At 29.7% G+C, this 24489-nt stretch carries 21 protein-coding genes and 1 riboswitch; of the genes, 17 read left to right on the top strand and 4 right to left on the bottom strand.

What is annotated here, in order from left to right:
* The first annotated feature begins 70 nt into the window (after positions 1-70).
* Entirely contained in the window at positions 71-1687 is a 1617-nt protein-coding gene (locus EII29_RS09990; protein ID WP_125237390.1) for a peptide ABC transporter substrate-binding protein, read from the top strand.
* A gap of 399 nt (positions 1688-2086) precedes the next feature.
* On the opposite strand, the gene EII29_RS09995 is transcribed toward EII29_RS09990, so the two are convergent.
* The gene (locus EII29_RS09995; protein WP_125237391.1) at positions 2087-2581 is read right to left on the bottom strand and encodes a C-GCAxxG-C-C family protein; all 495 of its coding nucleotides are present in this window, start codon (positions 2579-2581) and stop codon (positions 2087-2089) included.
* 232 nt (positions 2582-2813) lie between these two features.
* Between EII29_RS09995 and EII29_RS10000 the strand changes: the two genes are divergently transcribed.
* Together EII29_RS10000 and EII29_RS10005 are read left to right on the top strand one after the other, a co-directional pair.
* Positions 2814-4391, top strand: coding sequence for a subtype B tannase (locus EII29_RS10000; RefSeq protein WP_125237392.1), 1578 nt, complete (start codon positions 2814-2816; stop codon positions 4389-4391).
* 55 nt (positions 4392-4446) lie between these two features.
* Positions 4447-5028, top strand: a complete 582-nt coding sequence (locus EII29_RS10005) for a hypothetical protein (RefSeq protein WP_199726072.1) — start codon at positions 4447-4449, stop codon at positions 5026-5028.
* Positions 5029-5538: 510 nt separating this feature from the next.
* On the opposite strand, the gene EII29_RS10010 is transcribed toward EII29_RS10005, so the two are convergent.
* Entirely contained in the window at positions 5539-5994 is a 456-nt protein-coding gene (locus EII29_RS10010; RefSeq protein ID WP_125237394.1) for a DIP1984 family protein, read from the bottom strand.
* 115 nt (positions 5995-6109) lie between these two features.
* Positions 6110-6226, top strand: a riboswitch (FMN riboswitch).
* A 159-nt stretch (positions 6227-6385) separates the two neighbouring features.
* Between EII29_RS10010 and ribE the strand changes: the two genes are divergently transcribed.
* The 9 genes from ribE (at position 6386) to lysS (ending at position 15374) form a co-directional block, all read left to right on the top strand.
* Entirely contained in the window at positions 6386-6853 is a 468-nt protein-coding gene (gene ribE / locus EII29_RS10015; protein WP_125237395.1) for a 6,7-dimethyl-8-ribityllumazine synthase, read from the top strand.
* 1 nt (position 6854) lies between these two features.
* Complete coding sequence (gene ribD, locus EII29_RS10020) at positions 6855-7979, top strand: bifunctional diaminohydroxyphosphoribosylaminopyrimidine deaminase/5-amino-6-(5-phosphoribosylamino)uracil reductase RibD (RefSeq protein WP_233573311.1); 1125 nt, start codon at positions 6855-6857, stop codon at positions 7977-7979.
* Positions 7980-7992: 13 nt separating this feature from the next.
* The gene (locus EII29_RS10025; RefSeq protein ID WP_125237396.1) at positions 7993-8667 is read left to right on the top strand and encodes a riboflavin synthase; all 675 of its coding nucleotides are present in this window, start codon (positions 7993-7995) and stop codon (positions 8665-8667) included.
* 33 nt (positions 8668-8700) lie between these two features.
* Positions 8701-9918, top strand: a complete 1218-nt coding sequence (ribA, locus tag EII29_RS10030; RefSeq protein ID WP_125237397.1) for a GTP cyclohydrolase II — start codon at positions 8701-8703, stop codon at positions 9916-9918.
* 378 nt (positions 9919-10296) lie between these two features.
* Positions 10297-12216, top strand: a complete 1920-nt coding sequence (mutL, locus tag EII29_RS10035) for a DNA mismatch repair endonuclease MutL (RefSeq protein WP_125237398.1) — start codon at positions 10297-10299, stop codon at positions 12214-12216.
* Positions 12217-12586: 370 nt separating this feature from the next.
* Entirely contained in the window at positions 12587-13057 is a 471-nt protein-coding gene (locus EII29_RS10040) for a 23S rRNA (pseudouridine(1915)-N(3))-methyltransferase RlmH (protein WP_125237399.1), read from the top strand.
* A gap of 16 nt (positions 13058-13073) precedes the next feature.
* A complete protein-coding gene (locus tag EII29_RS10045; protein WP_125237400.1) occupies positions 13074-13484 on the top strand; it encodes a hypothetical protein in 411 nt (136 codons plus the stop codon).
* Positions 13485-13494: 10 nt separating this feature from the next.
* Entirely contained in the window at positions 13495-13866 is a 372-nt protein-coding gene (locus tag EII29_RS10050; RefSeq protein ID WP_125237401.1) for a DUF1934 family protein, read from the top strand.
* Positions 13867-13892: 26 nt separating this feature from the next.
* Positions 13893-15374, top strand: coding sequence for a lysine--tRNA ligase (gene lysS / locus EII29_RS10055; RefSeq protein ID WP_125237402.1), 1482 nt, complete (start codon positions 13893-13895; stop codon positions 15372-15374).
* A gap of 124 nt (positions 15375-15498) precedes the next feature.
* On the opposite strand, the gene EII29_RS10060 is transcribed toward lysS, so the two are convergent.
* Complete coding sequence (locus EII29_RS10060) at positions 15499-15933, bottom strand: MarR family winged helix-turn-helix transcriptional regulator (RefSeq protein WP_125237403.1); 435 nt, start codon at positions 15931-15933, stop codon at positions 15499-15501.
* 165 nt (positions 15934-16098) lie between these two features.
* Between EII29_RS10060 and EII29_RS10065 the strand changes: the two genes are divergently transcribed.
* Positions 16099-16515, top strand: coding sequence for a polyketide cyclase (locus EII29_RS10065; protein WP_125237404.1), 417 nt, complete (start codon positions 16099-16101; stop codon positions 16513-16515).
* Between the two features lie 111 nt (positions 16516-16626).
* Here EII29_RS10065 and EII29_RS10070 read toward each other — a convergent pair whose 3' ends face one another.
* Complete coding sequence (locus tag EII29_RS10070) at positions 16627-17349, bottom strand: N-acetylmuramoyl-L-alanine amidase (protein WP_125237405.1); 723 nt, start codon at positions 17347-17349, stop codon at positions 16627-16629.
* Positions 17350-17486: 137 nt separating this feature from the next.
* Between EII29_RS10070 and EII29_RS10075 the strand changes: the two genes are divergently transcribed.
* The 4 genes from EII29_RS10075 to EII29_RS10090 all read left to right on the top strand — a co-directional run bounded on the left by EII29_RS10075 (position 17487) and on the right by EII29_RS10090 (position 24326).
* Positions 17487-21131 (top strand): LPS-assembly protein LptD, encoded by a 3645-nt coding sequence (locus EII29_RS10075; protein WP_125237406.1) that lies wholly within the window; start codon positions 17487-17489, stop codon positions 21129-21131.
* A gap of 35 nt (positions 21132-21166) precedes the next feature.
* Complete coding sequence (thrS, locus tag EII29_RS10080; protein WP_125237407.1) at positions 21167-23077, top strand: threonine--tRNA ligase; 1911 nt, start codon at positions 21167-21169, stop codon at positions 23075-23077.
* Between the two features lie 36 nt (positions 23078-23113).
* Complete coding sequence (locus tag EII29_RS10085; RefSeq protein ID WP_125237408.1) at positions 23114-23854, top strand: Bax inhibitor-1/YccA family protein; 741 nt, start codon at positions 23114-23116, stop codon at positions 23852-23854.
* Positions 23855-23933: 79 nt separating this feature from the next.
* Complete coding sequence (locus EII29_RS10090; RefSeq protein WP_125237409.1) at positions 23934-24326, top strand: nucleoside triphosphate pyrophosphohydrolase family protein; 393 nt, start codon at positions 23934-23936, stop codon at positions 24324-24326.
* The last annotated feature ends 163 nt before the right edge of the window (positions 24327-24489 follow it).

Raw genomic sequence — 24489 nt, forward strand, 5'->3', positions numbered from 1 at the left:
TTTTTAAATTGAAAATCAGGGTATAATATAGTTAAAGAAAATGTTTATTGTATAAGGAGGTCGTATTATTGTGAAAAAAATATTATTATTTGTTACAATGTCAGCAATGTTATTAATTATGGCTTGTGGAAAAGGAAAAACCGATAAAAAAGAAACAGGTTCTGAGAAAAAAGGGGAAAAAAGTATAGCTGTCAATATCAGCTCTGAACCTAAAACTATTGATCCTCAATTAGCTACAGAAGCATCGGGAATTATTGTTGATACTTTGCTTTTTGAGGGATTAACAAGAATAGATTTGAAAGGTGAAGTAACAGGTGCTGCTTCTGAAAGTTGGGAAATAAGTGAGGATGGATTAACTTGGAAATTTAATTTAAGAAAGAATGCAAAATGGTCAAATGGTGATCCTGTAACTGCACATGATTTTGTGTTTGGTTGGCTGAGAGCTTTAAATCCTGAAACTGCTTCAGAATACGCCTATGAATTGTATTATATAGAGGGAGCACAGGAATATAATGAAAAAAAAGGAAAAAAAGAAAATGTTAAAATTAAAGCATTGGATGATTATACTCTTGAATTTAAAATAAAGAAACCGACACCATATTTGCCTTCGTTACTTTCATTTCCTACTTATTATCCTGCAAATGAAAAATTTGTAAAGGAAACAGGTCAGGAATATATGACAACTGTCAAAAAATCAATGGGTAACGGACCTTATGTATTGAAAGAATGGACACCTGAATCAAATATGATTTTAGCGAAAAGTGAAAATTACTGGAATAAGGACAATATTCATATGGATAAATTGGAATTAAAAATGATTTCAGATGAGGCGGCATTAAAAAATGCCTTTAAAAATAAGGAGTTGGATATAAGTGATATTTCAGGAAATTTAGTAGCCGACTTTCAAGGCAGCAAAGAATTAGTGTCTTATGTAAAAGGTTCTATAAGATTTTTAAAATTTAATTTAAAAGAAAAATTAACATCAAATCCTAAAATAAGAGAAGCCCTTTCTCTTGCAATTGATAGGGAAGAATTAGGACAAAATGTGGCAGTAGGAAGTTTTATACCTGCAAAAGGATTTGTTCCTGAAGGTTACGGAAAATTAGGGGATAAAGATTTTAGAGAGGCAAATGGAGATTTATATGAAAAGTATAATCCTGAAAAGGCTAAAAAAATGTTTGATGAAGGAATGAAAGAGCTGGGAAATCCTGAACCTAAGATAACTTTACAAATATTTGAAGCATATGGGAATAAAGATTTGGCAGTATATGTCCAGGAGAAATGGAGAAAAATTCTGGGACTGGAAACTGAAATAATTATTAATACTCCTAAAGTTTATTTTCAGAATGAACAACAGGGGAATTACGTTGTGGCAATCGGAATGTGGGGGCCTGATTATTTAGATCCTATGACATACATGGATATGTGGGTTACTGATGGAGGAAATAACCAAACAGGTTGGTCTAACAAAAAATATGATTCATTGCTGGAAGAAGCGAAACTCACAACTGATAATGATATAAGAATAAGAAAAATGATGGAAGCCGAAAAAATATTAGGTGAAGAATTTCCTATTGCGGTGTTGGCAATAAATGTAAAAAATGTTTTAGTAAGTGATAGGGTAAAAAATATGAATTTTATGAAAATTGCTGCAGGGAATGATTTTTACTATGTTGATTTAAAATAATAAAATTTATGAGGGCTGTTTAATTGCAGCCCTCGTATTTTTATTATCAGTTATTGGTTTTTCCTGTACTTTTGTGACGGAAAAATAATAACTCAAATTATTTTGCAGTTAAAATTCTTTCATTGTTATTTTTAGATTTAATTATGAAATTTTAGATTCTGAAAAGTTTATAAAATAATAAATCTACTTTTATTATTTCAAGCCGAATAATTTATTTTTTAAAACTTAAAAGATGTAAATGAAGCTATAAAAATATTTTTTTGTTTTTACATTTTTTACATTGTATGGATAGGTTTTATGAGTTAAAATCATTCTTTTGACTGAAAATAATATATATTTTAAAAAACTAAAAATTATTGTTTTTAATGAAGTCTTATATTTTGCTAAAAAATAGAAAAATTAGACTTTTTTTGTTTCAATTTTATTATCATCTATAAGCTGTTCAGCTATCCATTCAGCAACTTTTCCCGTGATTTTTATACAGTGTTCTTTTCTTTCAGGACTTTTAAAATCATCGCCTTTCCATTTCCTTGTCATTACACGACAGCAGCATGAGCCATATTCTTTTATAATATGATCATGAAGTCCTTTAGCGATTTCAAACATTTTATCCTGTATAGCTTCTCCTTGAATACGTCCATAAACAATGCCTAAAGCCATTTGTCCACCGGAAACTGCACCACAAAGACATCCGGCTTTTCCCATTCCTATAGGAAATCCGCTTGCAAGTTTGACAACTTCAGGTGGGTAAGGTTGGCCCAAATAATTATTTAAAACAGTAACAACTGCTTCACTACAAAAAAATGTACCTGAACGAAAAAATTCTTCAGAATCTTCTTTTATTTTTTTCACGAGTTCTTCTTTTGTAAATTTTTTTGTATTAATTTTATCCATTGTTCTTCTCCTTATAATTTAATTTTCTCCCAAAAATATTTGTTCTTTATATTTAAATTATACCCTGATTTTAAAAAAATTATTATAGAAAAAAAGAATACAGTATTTAAAAATAGAATATTTAAAAATATTAAAATTAAGATAAAAGAAATAAAAAAATAAGAAATATAATGTAAATAAAATGTATAATATTTATAATAAAATCATAAAAAATAAAATTCAGGAGGACAGTATGAAAGGAAAAAAACTGAAATTAATACTGATTATAATTGGAATATTCTTATCGACATTAAGTGTGAATGCGACTAATATGAAAGAAAATAAAAATATGAAAAAAATAGGGGAAAATCAGAGTACAGTGAGTAAAACTGAAAAAACCGAACTGAAATTAAGTAACAAAACTGAAAAGGGATATGACCTGAATTTCGATATTAAAAATTATGAAATAAAAATGGTAGTAGTAAATGAAAAGACAGTAACATACAGAGCCTATGAAAATATAGTTTATGTAAAAAATCCTGTGGATATAAATTATCAGACGGTAAATATTTATATACCTGAAGAATACTTTAACGGGAAAACGGTCGGAAAATATAATGGGAAAAATGCTCCGATTTTTTTGCCTAACACTGTGGGAGGATACATGCCGGGAGCGGCGGGAAAGCCTGAAGTCGATAAGAGAAAAGGGACAGATAATGCAGTGGTGGTAGCATTGTCCAAAGGTTATGTAGTAGCTTCACCGGGAGCAAGAGGAAGAACTTTGAAAGACAGTGACGGAAAATATTCAGGAAAAGCCCCGGCAGCTATTGTGGACTTAAAAGCGGCAGTCCGTTATTTACATTATAATGACAAAGTCATGCCCGGAAATGCAAATAAAATTATTTCAAACGGAACAAGTGCAGGAGGAGCATTGTCAGTACTTTTAGGAGCTACAGGAAACAGTAAGGACTATGAGCCTTACCTGAAGGAATTGGGAGCAGCTGAAGCAAAGGATGATATTTTTGCAGTGTCGGCATACTGCCCGATTACAAATCTGGATAATGCCAATACCGCCTATGAGTGGACATTTAACGGAGTGAATGATTATAAAAAAATAGAAATAAGTATGCTTGACTATAACGTTCAAAGAAAGGAAATAGCAGGAACACTTACTGAAGCTGAAATAGAAAGATCGGCTGTCCTTAAAAAAATGTTTCCTGAATATTTAAACAGCTTGAAATTAAAAGATAAAAACGGGAAAATATTGTCACTGGATAAAGACGGGAATGGAAGTTTCAAGGAAAAAATAAAGAAATATTACATTGATTCTGCAAATAAGGCATTGAAACAGGAAAATAATTTGTCGAAATTTACGTTTCTTACAATAAAGGACAATAAAGTGACTGATTTGAATTTTGAGGAATATGTAAAATATATGGGGAGACTTAAAACTCCCGGAGCATTTGACAATGTTGACTTAAAAACAGGGGAAAATAATCTTTTCGGAGATACGGGTACTGACAATAAACATTTTACACAATATATATTTGAAAACAGTATAGTAGGCGGTAAAATGGCTGATAAAAATGTTGTGAAAATGATGAACCCTATGGATTACATAGGGAAAAAGGGAGTAAATACATCGAAATATTGGAGAATAAGACATGGTGCCGTTGATAAGGATACTGCTCTTGCAATACCTGCCATATTAGCGATAAAACTGGAAAACAGCGGGAAAAATGTAGATTTTGCTTCTCCTTGGGGAGTTTCTCATTCAGGTGATTATGATTTGGATGAGCTGTTTGAGTGGATAGAGAAGATTATTCAATAGTGTCAGTTTGTTATTTAATAAAAATTATATCCAATTTTAAGAAAGAGAGAATATTATGCTGAGAGGTTTTCCTATTACATTGAAAGATGATGTATCGACTGTTATAGATGTAGTAAGTAAAAAAAAATATAATAATGTTGAATGCGGAGTATCTGAGAATTTTTGTAAATATATATTGCTTAGTGGAGAAGAAATTTTTTTTCCTTATAGAATTTATTATGTTGATGTGTATAAAGGGATACCTTCACTGACATTTGAGCAAAGAATGATATATCATTGTATTTTTTCAAGGAGTTGTGATGGATTTGTTAGAGAAAAACATATAAAATCAATTTTTAATGAAGATTATCCTGATTGGGTAATTCCTTATATTTTTAAAATATCTGATGAATATGTAGTTGAAATACTGGAAATTATTTATAGTAAATTGAAAAATGAAAATACTGATAAGATAAAAAAGTTTTGTAGATTGAATTTGAATTTGTTTTTATACAGTTATGATAGAATGATAAGTTACTGGAATGAATTTTATAGGAAAAGATATCCCGATTATAAAAAATATGTTGGAAGAGAACTTTATAACAAATGTTTCGGATACACAAAAAATATGAAAAAAATAGCAACAGGTAGAAAATAAAGATTTATAAATTTTGAAATTAGAGTTAAAGTATATTATAATAATGAAAATAATTTTACATGAATAGTAATTTTTTTCATAACATAGATTATTTTTCTCTATTTGATGTGAAATATGAAATTTTACTTGTTTAAAATAACTTTTATAAATTTAAATAGCTGAAATAAAAGTGGAAATATAAAAATAAATAGAATAAAAAAATTTATCTCAAAAAAAAGTAAAATTCAGAGATAAATTTTTTTATTTCCCGAGACCCGCCCTCAATATTATTAAAATAGTACGTGGTAGTAACATTACTCATTAACTGTACCCGAGTGACATTACTGAGAATGACAATAATAAAAATTGTAACTTCTCCGAATTACTGAATAGGGTGACAGCCTAACTTCCAAAAAAGGAAAAATTTGTACTCACTTTTAATAAAATTTACACCTGAATATCATTTTTTCAAATTATAAAATCTTAAAAACGATATCTTAAAATAATAACAAAAAAATTCAAATATTTAAGTTAATCAATTAATTCAGTCAACCAGTTTGCCTGCTGTAATTCAGTATCAGTTTCTCTTATTTTTTTTGACAGAATGTCTATTTCTTTTTGTAATTCAGGAACATTAACTGTACTTAAAATTCTAATTTCTTTATTTGAATAAAGTTCAACTTTCTGACTGGCATATTGTAAAAAGTTTCTCATTATATTAGCTTTTAAAGTTAATGTATCTCTTTCGGCAATTAAATCTGCCAAAGTTGTTCCGTTTGAAGTTGAAGTACAGTTTGTCTTATTGATTTTCTTTATAAGTAAAGTCAGCTCATCTATACAGTTATTAAGTTCTGAAATTAGTATTTCGGGATTTTCAGTAGGAGTATCGTTTTCCTGAACTTTTGCATTGTTATTAAGTCTAATACGTAGCTGTTCAATTTTTTTTTGTAAATCTGCTCTTAAAATTAAGGCTTCTGCTAATTTCATACATAACCTCCGTTATTTTCATTTATATATTTGAGTTATTATACAGGATAAAATTTTTCATGTCAATATAATTGACAAAAGAAAGAAAAGAGAGTAAAATTATTTTATAAAACAATTTAAACTTCAGGGCAGGGTGAAATTCCCGACCGGCGGTATAGTCCGCGAGCTTTAACGAGTATGAACCGGTTAAATTCCGGTACCGATAGTATAGTCTAGATGAAAGAAGTTGAAATATTAAATGGCATAACTGTATGATACTCTGATATTATATCTGTTTTTATTTTGTTAAATAATAATTTGCCGTAAATATATCACTTACCCTGGGTTTTAGTTAATCCAGTTTTTTTATTATAGGATAATTGTTTTAAATCTTATATTTTTAGGAGGAAAAATGAAAAAATTTGAAGGTAAATTTAACGGAAAGGATTTAAAAATCGGTATTACAGCAGGAAGATTCAATGAGTTTATTACGTCCAAATTGGTAGGAGGTGCGATAGATGTCCTTATAAGAAATGATGTGAATGAGAAGGATATTGAAATAGCTTGGGTTCCGGGAGCTTTTGAAATCCCTCTTGGAGTAAAAAAGATGATAGAAACGAGGAAATATGATGCAATAATAACTTTAGGAGCTGTAATACAAGGAGCTACACCTCATTTTGATTATGTCTGTGCTGAAGTATCTAAAGGAATTTCCCAATTATCTCTACAATACGGTGTTCCTGTTATATTTGGAGTATTGACTACAAACAGTATAGAAGAAGCGGTGGAAAGAGCGGGAACGAAATCCGGGAATAAAGGTTCGGATGCGGCATTCGCAGCTATAGAAATGGCTAATCTCATAAAGGAAATCGGAAAATAATATGGATAAAAAGAATCGGAACGGAAAACATGAGAAATATATGAGAATAGCTCTTGAACTTGCCAAAAAAGGGATAGGAAAAGTAAGCCCGAACCCTCTGGTCGGAGCGGTAATAGTAAAAGAAAACAGAATCATCAGTAAAGGCTACCATAGAGTATACGGAAAAGCTCATGCAGAAGTATACACTCTTGAAAAAGCCGGGAAAAATGCTGAAGATGCAATAATTTATGTAACTTTGGAACCATGTTCTCACTACGGAAAAACTCCTCCTTGTGTTGAAAAGATTATAAAATCGGGAATAAAGAGATGTGTAATCGGATCAAAAGACCCGAATCCTAAAGTATCAGGGCGGGGAATAGAAATTCTTAGGAAGAATGGGATAGAAGTTGTAGAAAATGTGTTAAAAGAAGAGTGTGACAGTTTAAATCAAGATTTTTTCAAGTACATAAAGACAGGAATTCCATATTTGTTTTTAAAGTGTGCAATTACATTGGATGGGAAAATTGCTCTATCAAACGGTATATCCAAATGGATAACAAATGAAAAGGCACGGGAAAAGGTTCTATATTACAGAAACAGATTTATGGGGATTATGGTAGGAATAAATACCGTCATATATGATAATCCCAATTTAACTGCTAGAATAAAGGACGGAAATAATCCTTTCAGGTTAATAGTTGATCCTGATTTACGAGTAACTGATGGATATAATGTTATAAAAAATAATGACGATGAAAAAACAGTAATAATAACATCAGTTTTAAATAAAAATAGTAAAAAATGTAAAACTCTTCAGGAAAAGAATAAAGTAAAATTTATTTTTTTAGAAGGAAAACATTTTATAATATCCGATATGCTTAAGGAAATTGGGAAATTAAGTATAAGTTCGATTTTGATTGAGGGAGGAGAAAAGCTTATTTCAAGGGCTTTTTCCGAAGAAATCATTGACGGAGGAGAAATTTTTATCGGAAATAAAATATTCGGAGATAATGCTTCCAAACCTTTTGTATCAGGATTTATAAAAAAGAGTATAAATGAAGCGATAATTTTAAATAATGTAAAATACAATGTTTATGATGAAAATGTCGGAATGGAATTTTATATGAAAAAATACGGTAAAAAATAAATTAGGAGAAAATATGTTTACAGGGTTGATAGAAGAAATGGGACAAATTGTCAATGTTATAGAAAAATCTCAAGGAATGGAAATAACAGTAAAAGGAAATTATATAACTAAAAAAATAAAAGTAGGAGACAGTATTGCTGTAAATGGAGTATGTCTTACAGTTACTTCATTTCAGAAAAATATTTTCAAGGCGAATGTAATGAATGAAACTGTTCAAAGAACAGGGCTGAAAAGAATAAAGGCAGGAGAAATAGTAAATCTGGAAAAATCTCTTACTCTTCAAACTTTTCTGGGAGGACATCTTGTTATGGGAGATGTGGATTGTGAAGCCGAAATATTATCTGTTGTTTCTAAAGGAATAGCGAAAATATATGAATTCCGTTTAAATTACAATGGAGTAAAAAATATGAAGTATATTGTTGAGAAAGGTAGAGTTGCAATCGACGGCGCAAGTCTGACAGTTATAAATGTAAATGATGAAAAAAGCGAATTTTCAGTATCACTGATTCCTCATACATTGAAAAATATTATTTTAGGAAAGAAAAGCAAAGGAGACTTTGTAAATATTGAAACTGATTTATTCGGAAAATATGTAGAAAAAATTTTGAAATTTAGCAATTATTTTAATGAAAAAAATTCTTCAAAATCAGGGATAACTTTTGAATTTTTAAAAGAAAACGGTTTTTAAATTGCAGTTTTAAAATAAAAAGAGGTGATATAAATGAATAGTAATAAGAAATTCAATACAGTGGAGGAAGTATTGGAAGATATAAAAAAAGGGATTCCTATAGTAATAGTGGATAATGAAGACAGAGAAAACGAAGGAGATTTATTTTTAGCCGCTCAAGCAGCAACATACGAGGGTATAAATTTTATGATAAATGAAGCAAGGGGGTTAATGTGTGTTCCTATATCCGAAAAGAGAGCGGAAGAACTTAAATTGGAGTTAATGACACCAAATAATACAGACTATCATGGAACTGCATTTACAGTTTCAGTAGATGCTTTTGAGGGGACAACTACAGGAATATCAACATTAGACAGACTGAAAACAGTGCAAGATATAGGAGATTTAACTAAAAGTGCGAAAGATTTCAGGAAACCCGGACATATATTTCCTCTTATTGCCAAAAAAAGGGGAGTACTGGAAAGAAAGGGACATACAGAAGCGGCTGTAGATCTTTCAAGAATAGCAGGTTTTTTTGAAGCAGGTGTTATAATGGAAATTTTGAATGAAGACGGAAGCATGGCAAGAAGAGATGATTTATTCAGATTTTGTAAGAAACACAGTTTAAAAATAATAACAATAGAAGATTTAATAATATTCAGGAAAAATAATGAAAGACTTGTAAAAAAAGAAGCTGAAACGGATATTGTAACAAAATTCGGGAAATTTACTTTCAGTGGATATAGTGACATAATTGAAGATAAGGAATATATAGCTGTTGTTAAAGGAAGTGTAAAAGATAAGGAAAATATAAGTGTAAGACTTCATTCAGAATGTCTGACGGGAGATGTATTCGGTTCTATGCACTGTGACTGCGGGGAGCAGTTACACAGAGCATTGAAGGAAATAGAACTAAAAGGTGAGGGAGTTCTCATTTATTTAAGACAGGAGGGAAGAGGAATAGGAATATTCAATAAGCTGAAAGCATATAAATATCAAAATGAGGGATATGATACTGTTGAAGCTAACCATCTTCTTGGGTTTAACGGAGATTTAAGAGATTATGCGGTGGCAGCACAAATAATAAAGGAACTCGGAATAAAATCCGTTTCTCTTAAAACAAATAATCCATTGAAAATAAAGGGATTGAAAAAATATGGAATAAATGTGGTTTCACGGGAAGAAATAGAAATACAACCTAATGAATTTGATATAAAATATTTAAAAACAAAAAAAGAAAAAATGGGACATATTTTTTCTCAAAATTTGTAAAAAATATATATTAAGGTTTATCGTTACCTGTAGTTTCAAGTATTAAATAAAAAGTTTTTATTTTTTAAAAGTAGTAATTGTAATTAGAAAATGTAAATTGACTATCCTGAAATAATTATTTTTCGTTCAATATAATTTATATTTTTTAGGAAAATTTTGAATATCGGAGTTTTATTTTTATTTTTTAAATTGTTACTCCATTTTAACTGTACTTTTATTTGAAATAATTTTCATTGTTTTTAATATTTTTCAATTTTTAAGTATAAAAATGGAGTGGATAAATGTAAAGAAATATACTTAATTTTTTTATTATGAAAGTTGCAATATGATTGATAATAAGGTAAAATATAAAAAAAGTAAGGAGAAACGGAAAGTCTTATGGGATATATAAAAATATTGGATGAAAGTGTCTCAAATATAATTGCGGCAGGAGAAGTCGTAGAAAATCCTGCATCTATGATTAAAGAGATGATTGAAAATTCTCTTGATGCAAAAGCGACAATTATAAAAATAGAAGTTTTTAAAGGTGGAATGGATGTAAAAATAAGTGATAACGGTATTGGAATGGATAAAGACGATACACTTCTTTCCATTGAAAGGCATGCAACTTCAAAAATTTCTACAAAGGAAGATGTTTTTAATTTAAATACTTACGGATTTAGAGGAGAAGCATTGGCTTCCATTGCGGCAGTATCAAAACTTACTATATCTACACGTTCTGAAAGCAGTTCTACAGGATATAAAATAGGAAGCTATGGAGGAGTGGTAAGAAAATTTGAAGAAATATCAAGAAATGTAGGAACTGAAATAGAAGTAAGGGATTTATTTTATAATACTCCTGCAAGAAAAAAATTTTTAAGGAAAGAGTCCACTGAATATAATAAAATAAAAGATATTGTATTAAAAGAAGCGCTTGTAAATAGCAATACGGCGTTTTTACTGGAATTTGATGGAAAACAGAGTATAAATACGAGTGGAAAGGGTGTGGAAAATACAATTCTTGAACTTTTTGGGAAATCCGTGTTAAGAAATTTAAAAAAGTTTGAATACGGTTATTTGGGAAATGTAGAAATACTGAGAAGCAGCAAAGATTATATTTTTACTTATGTAAATAAAAGATATGTAAAATCCAACACTATAGAAAGAGCCGTTATAGACGGCTATTATACAAAACTGATGAAAGGTAAATATCCTTTTGTTATTATATTTTTTGATGTAGATCCTAAAGAAATAGATGTAAATGTTCATCCGTCAAAGAAAATTGTGAAATTTTCTGATGATAAAATAATTTACAGACAGATAAAAGATGCTATTGATGAACATTTTTATCATAGTGACAGAGAAGGTTGGCAACCGAATATAGATTTGCTCAAAAAAAGTATTAATGTGGAAAATAAGGAGGAAAAAATATCTGACCTGTTTTCTGATGAGATTATAAAAGCTGACAGTCAGAAATTTTTCAGTTTTGAGACTCACGATGGAGATTTTTCGGAAAAAAAGCAGGATAATATTGCAGAAAATGTCGGTATGGAAAAAAAATCAACTTTCAGTAATGAAAGTGATATAAATAATTATATAATTGACGAAATTAATAAAAATGAAGAAAATTTAAATAAAATTCAGAAAGATAAAAGTGTAAATGAACTTGAAATAAAAGAGAGTGCTGCTGTATTTGAAGAAAAAGATAATGTCTATAAAGTCGGTACTTTTGAAAAAAAATCGGGAAATCAAATTGAATATGATGTATTAGGGCAAATTTTCGATACTTATATTCTTGTGAGAAAAGATAATGAATTGGAAATTTATGATCAGCACATTATTCATGAGAGAATACTGTATGAGGAACTAAAAGATAAATTTTATAATAAAAAACATGAATCTCAGCAGTTGTTACTTCCCCAGAAAATGGAAATAAATGAAGTTGAAAAGAGTATTATTTTTGATAATATGAAAATATTTAATGAATTCGGATTTGACATAGATGAGTTTTCAAATAATGAAATAGTGTTCAGATCTGTTCCGGCATTTGATTTCCGTGACAGTATACAAAATGTATTTTTAAAATTGCTTTCTGATTTGAAAAATGAAGATGAAGTAAAAGATTTGAGAGAAAATATTATTATTTCCATGTCTTGTAAAGGAGCTGTGAAAGCGGGGCAGAAACTTGATATGGGCGAAATGCAGAATATGGTAAGAAGACTTCACGAAGTCGGGAAATATACTTGTCCCCATGGACGTCCAATTATAGTTAAACTTACGAAAGATGATCTGGATAAAATGTTCGGAAGAAAAAAGTGATATTTAAAAATGTTGAAGAATAGAAAGACAATTGTTTGGAAAATGCTGGAGTGATGTCAGTAAAAAATAGTTTTCTAAAATAGATTTCATTAAAACAGAAAATTACTGAAAAATTAAATCTGTTCATATTGTGAGAAATATATAGTTAAATAATTGATCAAAAGTGTTTTAAGTATTATAAAACATACCGAAATAACATTTGTAAATAATAAATTAACAATAAAATCTTTAAAGGACGAACGGCCTTGTAACAAATCAGATTGGAATTTACCAATCTTTTTTGTTATAATAATTTATATATAGAAAAAAAGAAAATCAAAAACAGAAGAGTAAAAACTTTAAAAAAGATAATTGACAATAAAGGAAAAATATGATAAAGATTAGTATAATATGTATAGGAAAGGTAAAAGAGAGTTACATAAAAAACGGAATTTCGGAATTTTCTAAAAGATTATTAAAATATGTTAACCTGAATGTAATTGAATTACCTGAAGAAGATGACAATAAAGGAAAAGAAAAAGCTGTTATAAAAGAAACTAAAAGAATAATTGATATAATCAATAAAAAAAATCAGTCATATAGTATATTGCTTGACTTAAAAGGGGTAACAAGAACATCTGAAGAAATGGCGAAAAAAATTGAAAAATTATCATTGACATATAGTGAAATTAATTTTATAATAGGCGGTTCAAATGGAGTTGATGATGAATTAAAAAAAATAGTGGATTTCAGATTGAGTTTTTCGATGTTTACTTTTCCTCATCAACTTATGAGACTTATACTGACTGAGCAAATATACAGATGGGTTTCAATAAATAAAAATATAAAATATCATAAATAAATGGAGGGAGAATTTTATGTACTCTGTTGGTGAAGAATTTGAAAAAATGATGGATGACGACATAGAGTATTTTACCTGTTTGGCGAATATTTCTGTAAAAGAGAAAGAATATTTAATTTGTGAAAATGAAGCAGGAGTAAAAAGAGTTTTTTGGTATGATACCAATGAAGAAGACCTTGTTCTTCTTGAAGAAGATGAGGAAGATGAAATTTTGGAAGTCTGGGAAGAGGATTATTATGGAACAGATAAGGATTATATGTACTGGAACGAAGATTTTGGGGAATATGATAAAGTAGTAAAAGAAGATGACGGATTTCCGGGGCTAGAAGATGTGGATATAGATGATATTGAAGATATAGATAGTATGGAAGAATTTAGTGAAGATGAAGAAGATCTGGATGAATTTTTGGATGATTTTCTCGGATAGCAGGTTTTAAATGGAAATAAAAATAAAAAGTTCCGATATTCATGGTCAAAACTATGAAAAGAAATTCAAGTTAAAAAAAATTTTAGACCAGGAAAATGGGAAAGAATACGTATATGATGATGAATATGGAAAATGCAAAATTTTAAAGTTTACGGATTCCGTTGAAATATATCGTTACGGGCAAATAAATTCAAAACAAATGTTCAGGCTTAATAAAAAAACACCGTTTGTATATTTTATCCCTGAGCTTAAAAGTAAATATGAAATTTTTACGAGAGACATAGTAATAGAAATTGGAAGGATTTATATAGAATATGATATAATTAACAAAAATGAACTTCTTAACAGTATAAAGCTCGAAATAACGGAATTTGGAAAATAAAATTTGAAAATTAGAAAGGAAAAATAATGAATAGTCAAATAAGTGAAAGTAACATAATAAATGAAAAATTAAAAAAAGTCGAAGAATTAAAAGAAGCAGGAATAGAACCATACGGAAGAAAATATGAAAAGCTGAATGATATAGCAGAAATAAATCAATATGACGAAACAAATGACAAAGTATTTAAAACAGCAGGAAGAATAATAGCATTCAGAAGAATGGGGAAAAACGGATTCGGACATCTTCAAGATCCTACAGGAAAATTGCAGTATTATGTGAAAAAAGACGAAGTAGGTGAAGAGCAGTATGAAATTTATAAAAAATTAGGAATTGGAGATTTTATAGGGATAGAAGGAACATTATTCCGAACTCAGACAGGAGAATTGACATTAAGGGCTAAATCTTTTGAAGTTCTTTCTAAAAATGTAAGACCTCTTCCTGAAAAGTTTCACGGTTTGACAAATATTGAAACGAGATACAGACAGAGATATGTTGATCTTGTTATGAATAGGGAAGTTATGGACACAATGAAAAAAAGATTCCAAATAGTGAGATTTTTTAGAAAATATTTGGAAGAGCAGGGATTTACAGAAGTTGAAACGCCTATGATGCATCCTATTGCAGGTGGGGCTACAGCAAGACCGTTTACTACTCATCATAATGCTTTGGACATGGAGTTGTTTTTAAGAGTGGCACCTGAGCTTTATCTTAAAAGACTTCTTGTTGGCGGATTTGAAAAAGTATTTGAAATAAATAGAAGTTTCAGAAATGAAGGTATATCAATAAAACATAATCCTGAATTTACTATGATGGAGCTGTATCAAGCTTATGCCGATTATGTGGATATGATGAATATAACGGAAGATTTGATTTCAAAATTAACTTTTGAACTTCATGAAACTTATGAAATAGAATATGAAGGACAAAAAATTAATATGGAAAGCCCTTGGCGTAGAGTAAAAATGAAAGATATAGTAAAGGAAGTTACAGGATTTGATTTTGATACTGTTACAAGTGACGAAGATGCGGTTATCAAAGCTAAAGAGCTGAATATTCCTCTGGATAAAGACAGAACATATACAAAGTATGGAATATTGAATCTGATTTTTGAAGAAAAAGTGGAGTCTACATTAATAAATCCTACTTTTATTATTGAATATCCTAAAGAAATTTCTCCTCTTTCAAAAAATAAAAAAGGAGAAGCTGACTGGGTAGATAGATTTGAGTTATTTATATCAGGAAGAGAGTTTGCAAATGCTTATTCGGAATTAAATGATCCGAGAGATCAGAAAGAGAGATTTGAAGAGCAGGTGAAAATGAAAGAAGCGGGAGATGATGAAGCTCAAAATATGGATCTTGATTATATAAGAGCTTTGGAATACGGAATGCCTCCTGCCGGGGGACTTGGAATAGGAATCGACAGACTTGTTATGTTGATGACAAATTCGTCTTCCATAAGAGATGTTATATTATTTCCGACACTTAGAAAAGAAGATATAGAATTATAATACAATAAAAAATAAAAGAGGTAATTTGAAGAAAGAGTAATTTTTTCAAGTTTCCTCTTTTTCTGATTTTAATTTTCGGTATTTAAATTTTATAATAATCTGTTATTCTATATGATTAGAGATTTTACAATTTTTTCAGACAATTTCTAAAAAGAACTTTTTCTTTTCCTAATATGCTGAAAAATTTTTCATCGATTTCTTCAACTAAGGGGACAGCCTTCTCTACCATTTTTTCTCCTTTGGAAGTCAAAAAAACCGATTTTGCTCTCGTGTCTTTGGAATGATGATTTCTTTTTATAAAGCCGTTCTTTTCCAGTAAAGTTATTATTTGTGAAACAGTCATAACATCTATTCCCGATATTTTTGAAATCATAATCTGTGTAACTTCTTTTTCTTTCTGTAGAAGATAAGCGAGGGAAGTTAAAACTACAAATTGGGGATGAGTAATATTCAATTTTTTTAATTCGTTTTTTATTTCAAAATGCCATTTATTATAACTTCGCATAAATAAAAGTCCTGTGGAATTTTCCGAATTTTCTCTATATTTTGACGGAAACAAATAAATCCTCTCCTTATTTTAAAATGAATTATAATTCATTTTAAAATATAATTTATTAAAATGCAAGAAAATTAGCCGAAATATATTAAAAAAATATTGACATTTTTACATATTATAAGTATACTTATAATATGTAAATTTATTATTTAGAAAAGAGGTAAAATTATGGAATTCAGTTTTAAAATTAAAATTAATGCAGAAAAGAAAAAAATATGGGAATATTATTCCGATATTGAAAAATGGTATGTATGGGAGAAAGATTTAAAAAATATTTCATTAACGGGTAAATTTGAAACAGGTTCCGAAGGTATAATGGAACTGGAAGGCATGCCTCCGATTAAATACAGTCTGATTTCAGTGACGAAAAATAAAGAATTCTGGGATAAAACCGATACACCTTTGGGAGAAATATATTTTGGACATGAAATTTTTGAAAATGGGGACAATATTAGTATAAAACATACTGTAAAACTGGAAAGCGACATTGTAGACGAAAAACGTACGGAATTTTTGAAGGAAATATTTTTAGATGTTCCCGAATCCATGCTTCTTTTAAAAAAAGTAGTTGAAAATGAAAAATAGAAGCATTTAACCAAAAAGATAATTATAAAGATGAAATAAAAATGAAAAATTAAAATAAAAAAGGAATATGTCTCTAATAAAATTTTAGCATAGTCCTTTTTTATCTGTTTTTTATCTTTCTCTTAAATATTTCTCTATTCCGTTCAGTATTCCTTTTACCATTTTGTCTTGATATTCTTTTGAAGCCATTTTACGGTCTTCTTCAGGATTTGACATAAATCCCATTTCTATTAATGTATTTGGAACTTTAGACCAGTTTGTTCCTGTCAAATCATCACGGTAAAAAATTCCTCTGTTTTTTGCTCCCGTTGCTCTTATAAATTCCGATAGAACATCTTTTGAAAGTTTATCACTCGTTTTCTGTACTTTCTGAGTATAAGGATTTTTCGGAGATGAGGTTAAGACTGATGCGCCGTTTAGACTTTTATTAGTCGACCCGTCGGCATGAAGTCTTATATATACTGTACAGCCTGCTTTATTTGTTATAATCGATCGTTCTTTGTTACTTATGTTTACATTATGTGTTTCCCGTGTCATAAGAGTTTTATAACCTTTGTTTTTAAATGCGTTTCTTAACTTCAGACCGACTTCAAGTGTAAGTTCGTATTCATTTTTTTTTGTTACAATTCCTGCTGTTCCGTCTGCCACTTTTATTTTTTTCTTGGAAGAACCCGGAGCTATTTCTTCAAGTTCTCTGTTTCCTTTTCCTTGATGTCCGGGATCAATGCAGATAAGCACCGTATCAGACCGGATTTCTCTTCCTGAAGAAATTAACGGAAATATTGAAAATATAGCTAATGAAACGGTCATTATTTTTAATTTTTTTTTTGACATATTGCTTTTCTCCTTTAAAGTTAAAGTATTGCTTAGAAAAAAGTTTATCATAAAAATTATCCGCAGTCAATTTGTCATAATACTAAATTTATGGTATAATTTACTTCAAAATTAAACTTTAAATAAAGGTTGATAATATGAAAATCAATAATTATAAAATATTATTTCTTTTCCTTTCGTATCTTTTATTTTCAGCTAATGCAGCTGCTAATGAAACTGTAATCGAACTGGAAACTGAAAAATCAATAATAGATATAGAAAAAGAGGCTATCGAAGCTAAAGACGGTGTTATACTGAAATATGGAGATATTACAATTAGAGCTGACAACTTAAAAAAACTCGGACAGAAAAATGTTCTTTTTGCTTATGGAAATGTTGTTTTCAGTCAAGGGACCCAAACTGTAAAAGCAAACGAGATAGTTTTTGATTTGGATACCAAAAAAGCAAAAATTTTAGAATCAGAAAGCTATGATACTGATTTAAAGCTACGTTTTGGAGGAGAACAGACATTAAGTGAGTATCCTGATAAAATTACAATAAAAAATGGATGGTTTACGACCAGCTCGTATGAAGTTCCAAATTATAGAGTAAATACAGAAGAGCTGTTGATTTATCCTAATCGGAAAATAGTGGCAAAAAAAATAGGTGTGGAATCAAACGGAAAAACATGGTTTAAATTTCCTTATTATGTTGCTTCTTTAAAACCTGCAAGCCAAAGGGCGACTTTATTTCCCTATGTGGGGAGTGACAGTGACAGGGGATTTTTCGGGATATGGGGATTTGACTATAATAAAGGAAAGTTTGCACAGGGGTTTATAGATTTTGAGCTTAGTGCAAAGAAAAAACTTGCTTTAAAAATTTCCAATGATTATACTTTATGGCCCGGAAATGCAGGAAATATTTTTGTGAAAAGAGTTGTTGTTCCAATCGGAAATAATATAAAAGAATGGGATTTTGAATGGAATCACAATGTGGTTAATACTCCTAAAAGAGAAAAAAGTGAAAGAAGATTTTATGATTTAGGTTATGGAATATGGAATCTGAATTATAAAAATATAACAACCAATTTAGTAAGGGCTGCTGACGGGGTATTGCTTAAAGATGATTACAAATCTTATGTGGATACATACAAAAAAATAGGATTTTATAATTTCAAGATAAATCAGGAGTTGGGACGGAACGGAGAGTTTAATCTGGATTATTATTGGACTCAAAATCCTGATGCTTTAAGGGAATTGACCCGAATAAATGATAACATAGTTGATAGAGATGAAATTGATCCCAGAAAAACTGATGTTGATCTATATAAAAGTGTAAAGTACACAAACGGAAACAGTGATGTAACTATAAAGGTGGACAACGAAAAATTTATTGATATAAATCCGGGATATATAGGTGATTTGAATTCATTCAGAAATAAAAAAAATTATTCGATAGATTTTAAAGGGCCGAAAATAAAGCTTGAATATCTGGATTTTAATAAAGATGAGTATCAAGAAATACTTAATTTAAAAGAAAGAGATGATGCAGATAATGTATCCCTTGAAGAATCCAAAAGATGGGTACAGACGATTGCGTATGATCATAAAAAAGAAGTAGCGGTAACTTTCGGAAAATATTATCCGTTCAGACAAAATGAGTTTTTCGGATATGAGCCGAAAACATTGTCCGGGTATTTGACAAATAACTTTTATTTTGGAGTGGAAACAAAGCATACAGATATTAGAAAAAAAGAATATGAATATGACTTCACAAGGGATAATCCGGCATTTGATAATTTATTTTTAAATTCTGCCACTGATGATAACAGTAGAATTTATAAAGTATATGAAGATGCTGAGAAAATAAAAAGAGCTAAGAAAATAATATACGAAAAATACCGTTCTCAAAAAATTAATATAGGAAGTGACAAGATTGACCTGCCTTTGAGAAATTCCTATTTATCTTTTAATTTTGGATTTGAAAACAGGGATTATTCAGAAATTTATGTACCGGAATTTTTAAATGGAAGAAAAGTGGAAGATATAAATTCCAAGACCGGATATAAAATATTAAAAGATGTTTCAGGGAATGAAGTTAAACAGCAACCGTCTATGAATATAAGCAGTCTTGATACTAAGTTGTTTATGACTGTTTTTGACAATACTGCAAAAGTTAATAATAAGTTTGATGTAAAAATAACGAATGAGGCAAATCTGACGGTACAGAAAGTAAATGCAAAAGGTTCCATGTTTAATGGAAATGATATAGTGGAAATACCGGGAAATATACTGGGAATAAATAATAATTTTAATTTTTATCTTGGAAATATTACTTTTAATTATAACTTTACGAACCGTCATGACAGACATTTTGAAAGTAATTGGCTGAAAAATCAGTACGTAAGAAATTATTTTAAAATAGACATTGCTAACAGAAGATTTTTAAGTTTTGATTTTGAAAGTAATGATAAATATGAATTTGAAGATTTTAAATCTCAAAGAAATTTTAACAGGGAGTTTCAATACGGTTATTTATCTGATGAAGGAAATAGTTTCCTTTACAGATATACCGATAAGAATAAAGAGTATTTTCCATATAATGAAAGTATGGGTTGGAATAAAAAGTCGTATAAAGAAGCAGTTAGAAACAGGACATTTTCTATAAATTATAATGAATGGGGTATTGATTATACAAATGTAAGAAGTAGGACTAATGATATATTTGGAACAAGTGTGAATTTTGGAGGTCCTGCCTTAAAGCTGAAAACAAATACTCATAAAATAGGATTTGTTTATGACACATCAAAAATGAAAAATAAAAGGATAGATTCTGACCACTATTTCAGGATAAGTTACGGTTTCGGAAAAAAGGTATATAGGGAACTTAAAAATACTCCTCTTGTAACAGCGGATGACAGTTATTATCGTGGAAATGACTATACAACAGTCAGTTTCCTTTATAGATATGAAAATAATGCCAAACCGAAATATGAGGGAAGGGATTCTTCAGGAAATATAGTTAAAGAATCCAATCAGAAAGATTTTTCTATTGAAAATACAAATAAAAGAGTTATTGATAATATTGAAATTAAAAGTGATGACAGACTATTTCTTAACAACGAAGAAGAAGAATTTTATAAAAGTTATGTAGAAGAAGAAACTTACAGACAAAATAAATTCAACTTGAATGATTTTAATTCAAAATTACAGAATTTAAGAAAAAAGAAAAAGTATTTTCAAGTAGGAATTGATATGGAAATAGACGGATCAAATTCTGTAAGAAAATCAAATTTGAAAGGACTTGACAGATTGAACGATCTTACGTTTAAAGTAGAGGCAGGCTATTTGGAAAAGTTTTTCGTAAGATATGCGTTTACAATGGAAAGACCTGACAGAATTTACAGAAACGATCCTAACCGCCATAGTCAGTTTAATTTTAGAAGACATGATTTTGAAAGCAAATATATGTTTGGGGCTGATCCGGACAAACCTTGGTGGATAGGAGGAAGACTTCAGTATGTACAGGATGGAGCACCTAATGTTTCCAATCCTGAAATATTTGAAAGTTCATCTGCTGCCAGAAGAGTAAATAAGATAACTTTAGGAATGGCTACTTTAACTCATAGATTTGAAAATCTGGAATGGGAAATAGGAGCAGGAGTTAAGTGGGATAAACCTGATAATAAGAAGTTGGGATATTATCCGATTGTCACTTTGAAATTTGGAATTGCAACATTCCCGGAAAAGAATGTCCAGTTGAATTATAGTGGAGGCTCTCCTTCATTTGGAGCCGGATTTTAATTAAAAATTGATAAATTGTAAAGGAGTGTATAAAAATGATAGAAATGGTGTTGCCTGACGGAAATGTCAGAAAAATTGAAAAACCTGTGACAGTTGCAGAATTTGCAAAAAGTATAAGTCCAAGTTTGGGGAAAGCTGCAGTGGGAGCGATAATAGATAAAGTTCAAGTAGATGTGTCCCATTTGATTGAAAAATCAGGAAATATACAGATTATAACGGCAACAAGTGAAGAAGGAATAGCGATAATAAGGCACAGTGCTGCTCATATTATGGCACAGGCAGTACAGCGAATTTTTCCGGGAACTAAAGTTACCATAGGTCCTGTTATAGAAAATGGTTTTTTTTATGATTTTGATCCTGAAAAACCTTTTGCTGAAGAAGATTTGAAAAAAATCGAAGAGGAAATGAAAAAAATTGTAAAAGAAGACTATGAATTTAAAAGAAGTGAAGTGAGTGCCGAAGAGGCCAAAAAAATGTTTTCTGAAATGGGAGAAAATTATAAAATTGAAATAATAGATGATCTAGGAGCAGATAGAGTAAGTATTTATCAACAGGGAGAATTTGTGGATTTATGTAGAGGTACTCATATTCCTTCTACAAGTTACCTGAAAGCATTTAAGCTTATGTCTACAGCAGGGGCATACTGGAGAGGAGATTCAAATAAGAAAATGCTCCAGAGAATTTACGGTATTGCTTTTGGAAATAAAAAAGAGCTTGATGATTATTTGACAATGCTTGAAGAAGCCGAAAAAAGGGATCACAGAAAATTAGGGAAACAACTTGACTTATTTTTTCTTGATGAACATGGACCGGGATTTCCGTTTTTTATGCCTAAAGGTATGGAAATTATGAACAAACTTCAGGAAATATGGAGAAAAGAACATAAAAAAAGAAAATATCAGGAAATAAGGACTCCTATAATGCTTGATAAAGAATTGTGGGAAATTTCAGGACACTGGTTCAATTATAGAGAAAATATGTACGTTTCGGAAATTGACGAAAAAGTTTATGCAATAAAACCGATGAACTGTCCGGGGTCAATAATTGCTTATAAAAATAATTTACATTCTTATAAAGATTTACCGTTAAAATATGGAGAAATGGGACTTGTCCATAGACATGAATTTAGCGGTGCATTACATGGATTAATGAGAGTAAGGGCTTTTACTCAGGATGATGCTCATGTGTTCTGTACAAAAGAGCAGATAGAAGAACAGATTATAGAAATAATTGATCTGTATGATAAATTTTATACATTATTTGGATTTGAATATAATATAGAATTATCTACAAAGCCTGAAAAAGCTATTGGTTCTGATGAGATATGGGCAATGGCTGAATCTGACTTGGAATCGGCATTAAAGAAAAAAGGGATAAGTTATAAACTTAATCCGGGAGATGGAGCATTTTACGGACCTAAAATTGATTTTAAAATGAAAGATTCAATAGGAAGAATATGGCAGTGTGGAACGATACAGTTGGATTTTAATCTTCCTTCAAGATTTGATATGAACTATATTGGAGCTGATGGTGAAAAGCATGAGCCTGTTATGATACACAGGGCTATGTACGGAAGTTTGGAGAGATTTATAGGTATATTGATAGAGCATTATGCCGGAGCATTTCCTGTATGGTTGGCACCTATACAAGCAAGAATACTTACAATTTCCAAAGAACAGATACCTTTTGCAGAAAAATTAAATGAAAAACTTCAAAATGCAGGAATACGAACTGATATTGATATGAGAGATGAAAAAATAAGCTATAAAATTAGGGAAGCAAATGGAGAACAGAAAATACCTTTACAATTAATCATTGGGAAAAATGAAGTAGAAAAAAATGAAGTTAATGTGAGAAGATTCGGTTCACAGGAAAGCTCAAGTATAACAGTTGATGAAGTAATAAAAATGCTGATTGAAGAATCTCAAGTCCCATTTAAAAAATAATGTAATTAAAACTAACATACAGCGAGGTGAATTTAAATGAATTATAATGATTTTGAAAATGAAATTTATAAAAATGAAAAAAAAGAAATGACTTATGAAAAACTTGAACAAATAGTTGCTTCAAAAGTTTTGGGAAGTATATTTTGGATGATAGCCGGTCTTTTAGTGACAGGAACAGTTGGTTTTTTTGTAATAGGAGGTTTTTATTCAGGGGCAATACGCCCTGAAATTATAAGTCCGTTAATTTTAGGAGCTCTTATAGTTGAATTTATTGTGGTTGTTGCATTCAGCGCTATGACATTTACAGCTAAAGTGGGAACGCTGAGAGTTATGTTTATAGTATATTCGGCATTAAACGGAATTACGCTTTCAATGCTTGGAGTAATTTACACAGGAAGCAGTATTATCTTTGCGTTTTTAGGAACAGTTGTACTGTTTATAGTGTTAGGATTATATGGATATTTTACTAAGGAAGATTTGACAAAATATGGTACAATGCTGAAAGCCGGGTTAATCGCATTGATAGCAATGGGAATAATCAATATATTTTTCATAAGTGAGCAGTTGGCATGGGTTTCTTCAATATTAGGAGTTGTGATATTTATAATATACACAGCTTATGATATTAACAGAATAAAAAATAATGTCATTGCTTATGCTATAGAAGAAGATATGACGATACTTGACAGAATAGAAATACATGGAGCTTTAAGCCTGTATTTGGATTTTGTAAATCTGTTTATCTATATATTAAGAATAATAGGAAAGAAAAAATAAAAGAAATTTTTAATGAAGAGTTCTCATAATATACGTACTTTTCTTAATATAAAATTATTTAAATTAAGGAGAAAAAATCTTGAAAAGACAGATAAAATGTGTTGAAGAATTTCATAATATATATAAATTAGGAAATTCTGAAAAACCTATAGGAAAATTAGAAAATAGTAAAGAAAAATTAAGATTTGAACTGATGAAAGAGGAAAATGAAGAATATCTTGATGCCGCCCTCAAAGGAGATATAGTTGAAGTGGCGGATGCTCTTGGAGATATGATGTATATCCTTTGCGGAACGATAATAGAACACGGCATGCAAAACATAATAGAGGAAGTGTTTGAAGAAATACATAGGAGTAATTTAAGTAAGCTTGATGAAAATGGAAACCCTATATATAGGGAAGATGGAAAAGTTATAAAAGGACCGAATTATTTTTCTCCTGATATTAAAAAAATAATAAAAAATAAATTATAATTAAAAAATATTTTTCATAGAATCCTTCATTATTAAAGTAAGTTAAAAAATGGTCATATAATATAAAAATTTTAATTAAGGGAAAAAATGGGAAAAATTCTAAGCAAAGACATAGTAAAAATGGGGGGTATAAAGATAATGGGGAAAAAAAAGAAAAAAAAAG

It is taken from the genome of Leptotrichia sp. OH3620_COT-345, assembly GCF_003932895.1.
Lineage (GTDB): Bacteria > Fusobacteriota > Fusobacteriia > Fusobacteriales > Leptotrichiaceae > Pseudoleptotrichia.